The following is an 11,950-nucleotide window of genomic DNA, read 5'->3' as shown; positions in this document are numbered from 1 at the left end:
AATTTCCCTCCAAACGGCGTTAGCGAACCTGTTGATGTAGAACACCACTCAATAGACGTTCGCTGCGCACGGGACGCTTGAGGCCGGCACGAACTTCCGCCACATCCAGAGATAGCTCGGCCATCGTCCGGCTAAGCGTGTTGCGGTGCATGCCCAGTTCTTCGGCAGCTTTACACTGATTGCCGCGGTTGGCCCGCAGGACTTCAAGCAGGTACTGCCGTTTGAACTGTTTGACGGCATCCTCATAACGAATGCCTGTGGAATGCATCTGGGTGACTAGGTTGTCCAGTTCGCGCTTCACGTTTCGTCCTCGTGTCTCAATAGATTGCCATGGCTGCCGTCAATCTGTCCTGTGATTCTCCTGTGCAGAACTACGGATTCCCTGGCCGAAGCCATCCGGGCGAGTCTTTTTCTAATACTTGCAGCCCGTTTTCGATCTTTGTTTTCAATTCTCCAGGAGTGACTGTGATGGTGATTTGAGAGAAGCCCAGGAAGTAGGGGGCGAGGCGTGCGCCCTTCAACAGATTTCCATCAGGGTAGAACGCTGCCAGCAGAACTACGCATAGTGTTGCAAGCAATGCGCCGCGCAAGATACCGAAGATCAGGCCGAAGGTGTGATCGAGCCAACCTAACCCAACACCCCGGACGATACTCCTGATGAGTATGCCCAGCAAGCCGGCCAGGATCATGACCAGGAAAGCAATGATGCAGAAACTAATGACACTCGCCAGAGCGTGACTATGGACAAAAGGCTCCACATGAAAGGCCAAGAACAGGTAGTTCCAGCTTGCAATCGCTATGCCCGCGATCAGTCCAATGAGGGAGAAGACGCTTCTGATGAAGCCACCGCGAAAGCCGAGCAGCGAACTTACGATCAACATCAGCAGTATCACCACGTCAACAACGTTCATCTCGAAGCAATCCTCATCAGCCGGAGCCTGACGTGTATTTCGCTCCGCACCATGTGTAGGATGCTGAGACGTTGAAGGCGATTATAGAACGAGTTCGCGGCCGGTCAGTTTGCGAAATGCTTCCAGATATTTCGCCTGAGTCCGCTCGACAACATCGTCAGGCAGAGCAGGGGCGGGAGCCTGCTTATTCCACCGGATGCTTTCGAGATAATCGCGCACAAACTGTTTGTCGAAGCTCGGCTGCGCTCCTCCCGGCTTCCATAAAGCTGCATCCCAGAAGCGGGAAGAGTCAGGTGTGAGAACTTCATCGGTCAGGATGATTTTTCCGTTGACACGGCCAAACTCGAATTTCGTATCCGCAAGGATGAGGCCTTGCTTTTCTGCATGAGCAGCGGCGCGGTTATACAGTGCAAGTGTGAGCCGCTTGAGTTCAAGAGCATCTTCACGATTGACGGCGGACTGCATGACATCGAAAGAGATGTTCTCGTCGTGAGAGCTATCCTGGCTCTTGGTCGCAGGTGTGAAGATTGGTTCAGGCAGGCGCGAACCGTCTTGCAGACCGGCAGGAAGAGAAATGCCGCACACCGATTGAGAGCCCAGGTATTCCTTCCATCCCGATCCGGCTAGAAATCCGCGAGCCACGCATTCGACGGGAAACATCTCAGCCCGTTTTACGAGCATGGATCTGCCTTCGAGCTGGTCGGCGAAGGGCTGAAGTTCCGATGGGAATTCATGGACGTCTGCGGATATCAGGTGATTCGTCACGATATCCGCGAGCAGTTCGAACCAGAACAGGGAGATTTGCGTGAGGATTTTTCCTTTGCCGGGAATCCCTGAGCCAAGAATGTGATCGAAGGCCGAAATGCGGTCTGTAGCGACGAGGAGAAGGGCATCTCCTATGGAATACAGGTCACGAACTTTGCCGCGCCCGATTTTCGGGACTGTGCCGAGTTGGCTTTCCAGTAAAACTTTCAAACTAGTTCCCTTCGAAGTTCAATTTTCAGATATGCAAACGGGCTGATTCTCGTTATGATCGGACCCAAAATCTGATTCTCAAATTAGTGTCCTTGCGGTGTCAACGGCGTAGGGAGTCTTGCGCGCTCGTATGACGCGTGCCTGAACGTGCTGGACTACCACGGTAGTTGCACCCGTATCCCCAAAACATAGGAAGGCTGATATCGCTGTGCGGAGATAGGATGTTAAGAACCTAATCTCTTACAGGATGGATAACGGTGCTATCTGCTGCCGGTACTTCAAATCGTGAGACTCGCGTGAATCTTCCCAACTACTACGAGTTCCTGCAAATTAGTCCGAATGCAGAACCGGAAACTATCCATCGCGTGCATCGGTTTCTGGCGGTACGCTTCCATCCAGATAATCCCGAGACTGGCGATCCGGATAAGTTTCATTTGCTGCAGCAAGCGTATGAGGTGCTTTCCAATCCGGAGAACCGCGCCGCTTACGACGCTTCACGAGCAGCCATGGGGGGAGAGACTACGCCATATTCCGAATCAGTCGATTTCATGGACAGCACTTCGGGAGAATTGAATCGCCGGCTCGGAGTTCTGGCGTTGCTTTATATACGCCGCCGAACGTTCCCTGATTCCCCTGCTGTGTCGCTCTTTGAGATAGAGGCTCGCATGGGATTCCCGCGAGATTATCTTGAATTTACTCTGTGGTACTTGCAGAAGAAGAGCTATATTTCGCGAGCAGATAACGCGGATTTCGTGCTCTTAGCTGACGGCGTTGATTTCGTCGAATCGCAGCGGCAGGGTTTTCCGGTGCTGAATCGTCTGCTTACCAGTGGGTCAGGTGTGAATGCTCCGAGTCACAAGGGCCGGTCACATAGCGTAGGAGCGAACAATATCTTCTACACTGGCCCCGAGCGCCGCAAGACAGATCGTCGCGGGCGCCCGCAATAGTGAAATAGCAGGACGAGGCTTCGGAACTATACACGTCCTGCAAACTCTCGGGTTTCTGTATAGACTTTGACCGTTTCGCCTTCTTTGACAAAAAAGGGCACTCGAATCTCCAGTCCGGTTTCGAGTTTTGCAGGCTTGGTCACAGCACCGCTAGCGGTGTCACCTCGGACGCCCGGCTCGGTGTAGCTGACGGTCAGTTCGACCTGTTGAGGGAGCACGATCCCAATCGGATTCCCGTTGAATTTTTCTACCTGGATCATGGCTCCTTCGAGCAGAAAAAGAAGTGCGTCGCCCAGCATCTCTTTCGGCAGGTTAATCGTCTCGAAACTGCTCTGGTCGAGGAAGTACGATCCATCCGCATCGCTGTAGAGGTAGGATGCTTCGACCATGTCCAGATCAGGCTCTTTGAATTTCTCGCCAGCCTTAAAAGTCTTATCGAAGACGGCTCGCGTCAGCAGGTTGCGCATCTTAACGCGCACGAGGGTCTGGCCGCCACGGGCAGTTGGGGTGGAGACTTCGACGTCCAGGCAGGTAAATGGGGTGCCTTCAAATTCAAAAGCCATCTTGCGCTTAATGTCGATGGCGTCTATTAACGCGGCCATAGTATTTCCGAAAGTGAGATATTCAACTGATTCAGAATATCAGCGGAGAACGCTGGCCTGCAGAGCCATCTGAAGACGCTGAACAGCCTTACGAAAACGAAGCTTTTTGTATGCCTACAGGTGTGATGATTATCACAGCGTCGATTTTGCTATGGAGGGAAACTGATGTTGTCAACGCGGTATGGGGAGCGCAAGATGTCTCCTCGTTTGCCGGGCGACGCGAAGTTGAAGTGGTCGGGGAAGCCGCATCGACTTCGTTATAACGCAAGTGGCCAGCAGCCACGTATGTCCGACCTCCTACCGAGGCTGCTGGCTCTGCCTATAGGAACAGATGAGCCCTGCAACGTGCGAAAGCTGCAGGGCGCATTCGTTTTTCAGCACATCTAGTTTTCAGCGTATCTAGGCAGTTGCGCGTTCGCGGTTGCGCTCCTGCTGTTGACCGCCGATGTGTACGCTGACAACTTTGGAGACGCCGGGCTCCTGCATGGTGACTCCGTAGATGAGATCCGCAGCCTGCATCATGCGCTTGGAGTGGGTGACAAGCAGGAACTGGGTCTCGTGGCTCATGCCGTCCAGCAAATCTGCCAGGCGTCCTACGTTTGTTTCGTCGAGAGCAGCATCGACTTCGTCGAGGACGCAGAACGGAGCGGGCTGGTATTGGAAGATGCCCACCAGAAGGCTGAGCGCCGTAAGTGCTTTCTCGCCACCGGAAAGAAGCAGGACATTCTGGAGCTTCTTGCCCGGTGGCGACGCTACAATTTCCAATCCACTCTCTGCCTGATTCTCTGCATCGGTCATACGCAGGAATGCTTGGCCGCCATGGAACAGTTTGCTGAACACATGGGCAAAGTTCTCGTTGATTTTGGCAAATGCTTCGTCGAATTTAACCCGCGATATCTGATCGATTTCCTTGATGGTGCTTTGCGTATTCTCAATCGACTCAATGAGGTCCTTGCGCTGGGTCTCAAGGAATGCGTGCCTTTCGGCTGTTTCTTTGTATTCATCGAGCGCCATCATGTTGACCGGTCCCATGGCTTCGAGACGCTGACGCATGCCGCGAATTTCTTCTTCCGCAGTGAGCAGATCATCGCCCTCAAGATGAGCGATGGTCTCATCGGCTCGCAGATCTGCAGGTTCTACGCCGAGTTCACTGACACAACCTGCTTCAAGGTGTTCGAGATCGCTCTTGAGCTTGGCGGCAGTGCTGGCGAGGGTGCTGCGTCTTTCACGGGATGCGTCTGTTGCCGCTCGCAATGCCTTTAGCTGCTGCTCTGCAACTGCGAGTTGTTCGCGCAGCTGCGCCGCTTGCGCGGAAGCAGTACGGGCTTGCTCTTGTGCCTCTGCTTGTATCGCTTTGAACTCGGCTTCTCGCGACTGGAGCTGTTCGTTTTCGCTGATGCGCTGACCGCGTTCCGCTTCTGCTGCAACGCGTTGCTGCTCAATCGCCATCGCGCGCCGTTCCAGATCGGCATGGAGACGCTCAATACGCTGGAAGGCTGCGTCTGCGCCGCGCCGCCGCTCCTCCAGGCCAGCAAGCTCTGCGGTCACACGCGCAGCTTCCTGCTGGAGTCCTTCACGCTGTTGGCGCAGCTCTGATAAGCCTTGCTGCAGTTCATCGAGTTTCGTTTCGGCAGCTTTGTGTTCGGATTCAAGCCGCTGGGATTCTTCGCGTTTCTGTCCGATCAGAGCCTGCTTTTGCTCGCGTGCCTCTTTGTTACGGCCCTCTTGCAGGACCCATTCCTGCAGACGGCGTTCAATGCGCTGTACTTCCGATTCCATCTGTCGCAACGCCGCGCCCTGATTGGCTGCGTCACGCTCTGCCTGGCGTCGTTGCTCATTGAGTGCTTCGAGCCTGCCAGCCAGTTCTTCGATGGTTTTTGCAATCGTTACGGTCTCGATTTCAGTTCGAGAGAGTTCGGTCTCGACAGCTTCGAGCTTGCGTTGCGTTTCACGCAGCTCACGCTTGACGGCAAGCGGGCCTTCAGCGGCAGGCTTACCGCCGCTTACAGTCGCATTGTGAAAGCACTCGCCACTGGGCGCGATGAAGTACTTATCCTTTTCGCTCAGCGCCAAATTTCGCGCTGTTTCGGCGTCAGGCGCCAGGTAGCCATTGCGAAGCTTGGGGAGCATTCCATCAAGAGAATTGCCGAATCCGTTGAGCACTCGAATCGAGCTGCGCAGTGAAACGACACCTTCTCCCAAAGCTGATTCTTCATTTGCACGCGGCGCTTCCATCGGCCCGTCTGGATGGACTAGAAAAGTGGCTCTGCCATCGAGGCCCGAGCGCAGTAACCTGATGCCTTGCTCAGCTTCGCGCCAGTCCTTGACCACGATGTAGTTGAGCTCTTCGCGCAGAAAATCGTCCGCGACGGCTTCATACTCACCGGCCATATCGACAAAGTCCGCAAGCGTGCCGATCGGCGTCATGCCGGGGCCGAGTGAATCAGGCTTGAGAAGCTTGCGCACTGTTTCCGTCGAATAGCTGTGATTGCGAATGACCGCATCCAGTGAATTGCGCCGACCGGAGAGAGTAGCCTGCTCACCGCGCAGTTGGTTCGCGCGCGTGCGAAGCTGAGCCTCCTCATTGCGGCACATTGCGAGCATGCTGCGGAGCTCGGCAATCTCGCTTTCGAGTTGCTTAAGTGATTCGGTGGCGCTTTCAAAGCGAAGGTTTGCCTGGCCGCGTTCCGCGCCTAGATTGCTGGCTTCGACACGGGATTGTCCCATTTCACTGGCAAGCCGTTGCGCTTCGCGTTCCAGTGCTGCCAGTGATTCTTCGGCCTGAGCAGTCTGATTGCGCGCGGTGCCAGCCAGGGTAAGAAGATGCATAGCCTGACGCCTGTTTACTTCAACTTGCCGCTCAGCATCGCTTACCTGTTGTGCTGCTGCGCGTGCCTCTTGTTGACGCGCCTCGACTTGTTGGCGGAATGCTCGCGCTTCTTCTGCTGCGGTTGCAAGGAACGAACGATTCTGTTCGCGTTCTTCGGCTGTTGCGGCAATCTGAGCCTTTGCCTGTTCCAGTTCTGCTGCTGTACCAGCGAGGCGGGCTTCCAGTTCAGCGACTCGCTCGGAGTTGCTGCGTTCGCGGGCTGCTGCGCGCTCCAGTTCGACGGCTGCTGCGTTTGCTTGGGAACTGGCTGCCTGCGCTGCACGATCGTGTTCATAACCGCGTTCGGTTAGTTCGTGCTGGTTGGCATCCAACTGTTCAATCTCTGCTGCAGATGCATCGATTTTGCTGGTGAGTTCCGCGATCTCAGCTTCCAGCTGCGCTTGCTCTTCGTCCATGCGTGCCATGCGGCTGGCGAGCGTTACACGAAGCTTGCCACGTAGTTCGTCGCGCAGAGCGCCGTAGCGCTCGGCTTTTGCTGCCTGGCGTTTGAGGCTGTTCATCTGGCGCGTGACTTCTTCGAAGATGTCGTCGACGCGTGCGAGATTTTGCTTGGCAGATTCGAGGCGCAACTCCGCGAGCCGCTTCTTTGTTTTGAAGCGTGTGATACCGGCCGCTTCTTCGATGATGGATCGCCGGTCGTGTGGTTTTGAGCTGAGAAGCTGGCCGATGCGCTCCTGACCGATGATGGCGTAGCTCTCCGGCCCGAGTCCGGTGCCCATGAAGATGTCTTGAATATCGCGAAGGCGGCAGAGTTTGCCGTTTAGCAGATATTCGCTCTCGCCTGTGCGGAAGAGCCGACGGGTGATGATGATTTCACCCTTCTGCGCGGGGGTGCGCTGGAATTTTCTGCGTCTGATTTTAAGGACAACAGCTTGCGTGCTGTCGGTTGTTTCTGCTGCCTGCGCTTCATTGCTTTCGGCTGCTTCTTCCTCGTCTTCTATGACCTGTCCTGGCTGGTTATGAGAAACAGCTTCTTCTGCCTCTGCTGCGCGCCGCTTGCGCAGCTCTTCTTCATCCCAGTCAAAGGGCAGATCGGGCTCGACTTCAACCTCAGGAGTGATGGATATTGGGCCTTCGTAGGCATCCGGATCGATCATCGTGATCGTCACTTCGGCCATGCCGAGCGCCTTGCGATCGCGTGTGCCGGCGAAGATGACATCCATCATGTGCGAGCCGCGCAAAGTTTTAGCGCTCTGTTCACCCAGCACCCACGTAACGCCGTCAAGAATGTTGGATTTGCCGCATCCATTCGGACCAACGACCACCGCGATACCTGTTCCTGGCAGTGCAAGTTCAGTACGATCGCAAAAGCTTTTGAATCCGAGGATGTGGATCTTCTTTAGTTTCAGCATTCCTACTCCGGCGAATCTCGATTTCTTCTCCAGATGCAACCGGCTATCAACGCGCGTTTGCAGGAGCGTACGCAGTCCGCAGAATCACCTGCAGACCTTGCCTTTGTTATCACGCTACGGTCGGCACAGGTATGGGTCAACTGCTGCAGGGTACGTTTTTGTGGATAAGGGGGGCGAAACTCCATTTCCGGAGAATTCGGTAGAAAAACCTGAATTAATGCCCGGTTTTCCTCAGATTTCGGGGGTATCTCAAGGCGGGTTGCGACACAGGTGGAATCAGCATAATAACCTCTCTTCGAGGGAGATACCGATGGACGCCGTCGAGATTTCGAAGCAGCAAAGAGTGGAAGCGGTGGCTTCATTGAAGCGCTATTTCGAGGAGAATCTCGATCCGATAGGAGATCTACCGACTGGGCAACTGCTGAACTATTTTCTTGAAGAGATCGGCCCTATTGTCTACAACCAGGCGATTCAGGATGCTCAGGCAAGACTCCAGTTGGTTGTCGCCGATCTGACCGGGGATCTTTACGCAGAGGAGTTGCAGTACTGGCCGCGGCTGGAGGCCAAGAGGCGAGGACGCCGTTAGGTCGGTTCATTGAATAGCAACCCATCGCTCATTTCAGCCATTCTTTTGGCACAGCCTTGCGAATTACTTTTTCGATGGCGCGTAGCGCCTGCGGGCGAGGAAATCCTGGGCGGCAAGCAAGGCGGATGATTCGATTGGACTTTTGGCGGAGCGGGCGAAGCTCTACGTTGCGATTGGCCACACCGGGCGAAGCCAGCGCAGGAATCAATGTGGTGCCGTAACCGGCCGCGACCAGATTGACGAGGGTTTCCAGCGTGGCCGCTTGCATCGCTCCCTGCAAGCCTTTCTTGGCTCCGCACGCTGAGAGCGAGTGATTAGCGAGACAATGGCCATCAGCCATCACGAGAAGATCGCCGGCGAGGGCTGATTCATCCACGGTCTTATAGCGCGTTAACGCGTGGCTACTGGGCAGAACTGCGATCAGAGGTTCTGCAAACAAGATCGTCTCAGCAAATTCCGGTGTGCCAATAGGTGAAGCTACCAATGCTGCGTCGAGCTTATGGTTACGCAGGCCGTCGACCAGCAATTTTGTCTGATCCTCCCAGAGCTCGATTGTGAGCTTTGGATATGACGTTCGCATGGGTTCGAGGATCAGGGGCAGTAAGTAAGGCGCAAGTGTAGGGATTACCCCCAGGCGCAGCCCACCGACAAATGGATCCCGTGCGGCTTGCGCAACAGACTCTATAAGACTCGCCTCTGAGAGCGCGCGTCGCACGTGATCCAGGATCTGACGTCCTACGGGCGTGACATCGACACGTTTGTTGCTGCGTTCCAGCAGGGAAACACCAAGCTCGTCCTCAAGTTTTCGAATCTGGCTGCTGAGTGTCGGCTGGCTAATATTGCATGCCTCGGCTGCCCGGCCAAAATGACGGAATTCTGCGACTGCTGCGAAGTATTTCAAGTCATGGAGGTTCATAGAAAAGGCTGTTTTATGCCGCTCATTTCATCATAGCGAATATCAATCATATCGTTAGGAACAATCGATTTTGCAAATGATGGTCCGAAGGGCTAATGTTACTTCTGCACGATCCCGACCTGAGGGTTGCAATCGAGAGCGTTCAGTTCACAGGAACTTTTTGAGAATTTACTCGATCTTAACGTACAGCCTGTGTTTTGAGAGAGATGTTGGCATGGCGCGTTGATTTCCCGCGTTGTCATTCCTTCCGATGTTGATCTAGAGCCGTTATTGACCGGGTGTTTATAAAACACTAGATGCGGTTCATGAACTGTAAAGAGAAAAAGGAGAGAAAGTATGTCGAGCGAAGCGAAGTGCCCGTTCCATCACACTGCGGGAGAAGGCACATCGAACCAAGACTGGTGGCCGAATCAGTTGAAGGTGAATGTTCTGCGTCAGCACTCTGAGTTGTCCGATCCGATGGATAAGGATTTCAACTACGCTGAAGCGTTCAATAGCCTTGATCTAGCAGCCGTGAAAAAGGATCTTCTTGAGCTGACGACCACTTCGCAGGATTGGTGGCCGGCAGACTTTGGCCACTACGGACCTCTGTTTATTCGCATGGCGTGGCACAGCGCAGGAACCTACCGCACTGGCGATGGCCGCGGCGGAGCGGGATCGGGGCAGCAGCGCTTTGCTCCTCTCAACAGCTGGCCTGATAATGTCAGCCTGGATAAAGCGCGCCGCCTGATCTGGCCGATCAAGCAGAAGTACGGAAACAAGATTTCCTGGGCAGATTTGATCATCCTGACCGGTAACGTCGCACTGGAATCGATGGGCTTCAAGACATTCGGTTTCGGTGGTGGACGCGAAGATGTTTGGGAACCCGATCAGGATGTGTATTGGGGCACGGAGACCACTTGGCTGGGCGGAAAGGAGCGTTACGCGAAATCAGGCGAAGGTACGCTGGTTGCCGAGAAGGAGTTACATGGTAGCGAGAAAGATCGCACCGGCGGCGGTACGAGCGAGCGTAATCTCGAAAATCCGCTGGCCGCAGTGCAGATGGGCCTGATCTACGTGAATCCCGAAGGTCCGGATGGCAACCCTGATCCTATTGCGGCAGCTCATGACATCCGCGAAACCTTTGCTCGCATGGCCATGAATGATGAAGAAACTGTTGCGCTGATCGCGGGCGGCCACACCTTTGGCAAAACGCACGGTGCAGGCGCTGCTACTCATGTTGGCCCTGAGCCAGAAGGGGCGCCGATCGAACAGCAGGGACTTGGCTGGAAGAGCAGCTATAAAACCGGTGTCGGCGGCGATGCGATCACGAGCGGACTGGAAGTGATCTGGACTACCACGCCGACTAAGTGGAGCAATCAGTTCTTTGAGCACCTCTTCGGCTACGAGTGGGAACTGACGAAGAGCCCTGCTGGAGCCAATCAATGGAAGCCGAAGGGAGATGCTGGTGTCGATACGGTTCCCGATCCGCATGATGGTTCGAAGCGCCGCACTCCATCGATGCTGACGACCGATCTCGCTCTGCGCTTCGATCCAGCTTACGAAAAAGTATCGAGACGTTTCTTTGAAAATCCTGACCTGCTTGCGGACGCCTTTGCTCGCGCCTGGTTCAAGCTGACCCATCGTGACATGGGACCGCGCGCTCGGTATCTCGGGCCTGAGGTTCCTGCTGAGGATCTTATCTGGCAAGATCCCATTCCCGCGGTTGATCACGAGTTGATCGACGCGCAGGATATTGCTGCTCTCAAGAGCAAGATTCTTGCCTCTGGCTTGTCTGTTTCTGAGCTGGTATCTACAGCGTGGGCATCGGCTTCGACCTTCCGTGGCTCGGATAAGCGCGGTGGTGCGAACGGCGCACGTATCCGTCTTGAGCCGCAGAAGGACTGGGAGGTCAACGAACCGAAGCAGCTCGCAAAGGTATTGAAGACGCTTGAAAGCATCCAGAGCGAATTCAACGCTGCGCATTCAGACGGCAAGAAGGTTTCGCTTGCCGACCTGATCGTGCTTGGCGGCTGTGCAGGCGTAGAGCAGGCTGCAACGAATGGCGGTCACAGTGTTGCCGTTCCGTTTACTCCGGGACGCACCGATGCGTCACACGAACAGACGGATGCGGAATCATTTGCAGTGTTGGAGCCGATTGCTGATGGATTCCGGAACTACAACAAGGGCAAGTACACCATCTCAGCTGAGGCATTGCTGATCGACAGGGCACAACTGCTGACACTGACCGCGCCTGAGATGACAGTTCTTGTCGGCGGCCTGCGCATGCTCAACGCAAACTACGGCAACACAAAGCACGGCGTCTTTACCAGCAAGCCCGGGACGCTGACCAACGACTTCTTCGTGAACCTGCTCGATATGGGCACGGAGTGGAAACCGGTTTTAAAATCTGCAGATGTGTTTGAAGGAACCGATCGCAAAACCGGTAAGGTCAAGTGGACGGGAACCCGTGTGGACCTTATCTTCGGTTCAAACTCGCAACTGCGGGTTCTTGCCGAGGTGTATGGAAGCGTAGATGCCGAGGCGAAGTTTGTACGTGACTTTGTTGCGGCCTGGACCAAGGTGATGAATCTGGATCGCTTTGATCTCGCATAGCTATAGATAGGTACTGTGCGAAATATAGATCAATGTCGTCGGGAATGCTGTTGGATTTGACTGTCGCGTTGGCCTACATTTCGTAGAACCACATCGAAACCAAAGAGGCTGTTCTCTTTCCTCGATAGGAAGAGAATAGCCTCTTTTTTACCGGCTATACCGTTGATTGCCGCGAA

The 11,950-nt window shown here is 54.8% G+C and carries 10 protein-coding genes; 4 read left to right on the top strand and 6 right to left on the bottom strand.

What is annotated here, in order from left to right:
- Positions 1-19 precede the first annotated feature (19 nt).
- The 3 genes from OHL22_RS21570 to OHL22_RS21560 all read right to left on the bottom strand — a co-directional run bounded on the left by OHL22_RS21570 (position 20) and on the right by OHL22_RS21560 (position 1,886).
- Entirely contained in the window at positions 20-301 is a 282-nt protein-coding gene (locus OHL22_RS21570) for a helix-turn-helix domain-containing protein (RefSeq protein ID WP_263341796.1), read from the bottom strand.
- Between the two features lie 70 nt (positions 302-371).
- Complete coding sequence (locus OHL22_RS21565) at positions 372-911, bottom strand: CvpA family protein (RefSeq protein WP_263341794.1); 540 nt, start codon at positions 909-911, stop codon at positions 372-374.
- Between the two features lie 81 nt (positions 912-992).
- Positions 993-1,886: a phosphoribosylaminoimidazolesuccinocarboxamide synthase gene (locus tag OHL22_RS21560; RefSeq protein WP_263341792.1), complete on the bottom strand. Its 894-nt coding sequence runs from the start codon at positions 1,884-1,886 to the stop codon at positions 993-995.
- A gap of 296 nt (positions 1,887-2,182) precedes the next feature.
- Between OHL22_RS21560 and OHL22_RS21555 the strand changes: the two genes are divergently transcribed.
- Positions 2,183-2,833, top strand: coding sequence for a J domain-containing protein (locus OHL22_RS21555; RefSeq protein WP_263341790.1), 651 nt, complete (start codon positions 2,183-2,185; stop codon positions 2,831-2,833).
- A 26-nt stretch (positions 2,834-2,859) separates the two neighbouring features.
- On the opposite strand, the gene efp is transcribed toward OHL22_RS21555, so the two are convergent.
- On the bottom strand, positions 2,860-3,435 hold the full coding sequence (efp, locus tag OHL22_RS21550; RefSeq protein WP_263341789.1) for an elongation factor P: 576 nt from the start codon (positions 3,433-3,435) through the stop codon (positions 2,860-2,862).
- Between the two features lie 195 nt (positions 3,436-3,630).
- On the opposite strand from efp, the gene OHL22_RS21545 reads away from it, so the two are divergent.
- The gene (locus OHL22_RS21545) at positions 3,631-3,822 is read left to right on the top strand and encodes a hypothetical protein (RefSeq protein WP_263341788.1); all 192 of its coding nucleotides are present in this window, start codon (positions 3,631-3,633) and stop codon (positions 3,820-3,822) included.
- A gap of 12 nt (positions 3,823-3,834) precedes the next feature.
- Here the strand turns inward: OHL22_RS21545 and smc are convergent, their stop codons facing one another.
- The gene (smc, locus tag OHL22_RS21540; RefSeq protein WP_263341787.1) at positions 3,835-7,677 is read right to left on the bottom strand and encodes a chromosome segregation protein SMC; all 3,843 of its coding nucleotides are present in this window, start codon (positions 7,675-7,677) and stop codon (positions 3,835-3,837) included.
- Positions 7,678-7,987: 310 nt separating this feature from the next.
- Here smc and OHL22_RS21535 point away from each other — a divergent pair, with 310 nt between their 5' ends.
- Positions 7,988-8,263, top strand: a complete 276-nt coding sequence (locus OHL22_RS21535; protein WP_263341786.1) for a DUF2164 domain-containing protein — start codon at positions 7,988-7,990, stop codon at positions 8,261-8,263.
- Between the two features lie 28 nt (positions 8,264-8,291).
- On the opposite strand, the gene OHL22_RS21530 is transcribed toward OHL22_RS21535, so the two are convergent.
- Positions 8,292-9,179 carry a LysR substrate-binding domain-containing protein gene (locus OHL22_RS21530; RefSeq protein ID WP_263341785.1) on the bottom strand — a complete coding sequence of 296 codons (888 nt, stop codon included), beginning with the start codon at positions 9,177-9,179 and terminating at the stop codon, positions 8,292-8,294.
- A 336-nt stretch (positions 9,180-9,515) separates the two neighbouring features.
- Between OHL22_RS21530 and katG the strand changes: the two genes are divergently transcribed.
- Positions 9,516-11,774: a catalase/peroxidase HPI gene (katG, locus tag OHL22_RS21525; protein WP_263341784.1), complete on the top strand. Its 2,259-nt coding sequence runs from the start codon at positions 9,516-9,518 to the stop codon at positions 11,772-11,774.
- Positions 11,775-11,950: the final 176 nt, after the last annotated feature.

This window comes from Acidicapsa dinghuensis (genome assembly GCF_025685685.1).
GTDB lineage: Bacteria > Acidobacteriota > Terriglobia > Terriglobales > Acidobacteriaceae > Acidicapsa > Acidicapsa dinghuensis.
This window is presented reverse-complemented; position numbering and strand designations above follow the sequence as displayed.

Bases quoted from the DNA above. Each gene is read 5' to 3' on its own strand.
- OHL22_RS21565 (WP_263341794.1), bottom strand. From the start codon at position 911: ATGAACGTTGTTGACGTGGTGATACTGCTGATGTTGATCGTAAGTTCG.
- efp (WP_263341789.1), bottom strand. From the start codon at position 3,435: ATGGCCGCGTTAATAGACGCCATCGACATTAAGCGCAAGATGGCTTTT.
- OHL22_RS21545 (WP_263341788.1), top strand. From the start codon at position 3,631: ATGTCTCCTCGTTTGCCGGGCGACGCGAAGTTGAAGTGGTCGGGGAAG.
- smc (WP_263341787.1), bottom strand. From the start codon at position 7,677: ATGCTGAAACTAAAGAAGATCCACATCCTCGGATTCAAAAGCTTTTGC.
- OHL22_RS21535 (WP_263341786.1), top strand. From the start codon at position 7,988: ATGGACGCCGTCGAGATTTCGAAGCAGCAAAGAGTGGAAGCGGTGGCT.
- OHL22_RS21530 (WP_263341785.1), bottom strand. From the start codon at position 9,179: ATGAACCTCCATGACTTGAAATACTTCGCAGCAGTCGCAGAATTCCGT.
- katG (WP_263341784.1), top strand. From the start codon at position 9,516: ATGTCGAGCGAAGCGAAGTGCCCGTTCCATCACACTGCGGGAGAAGGC.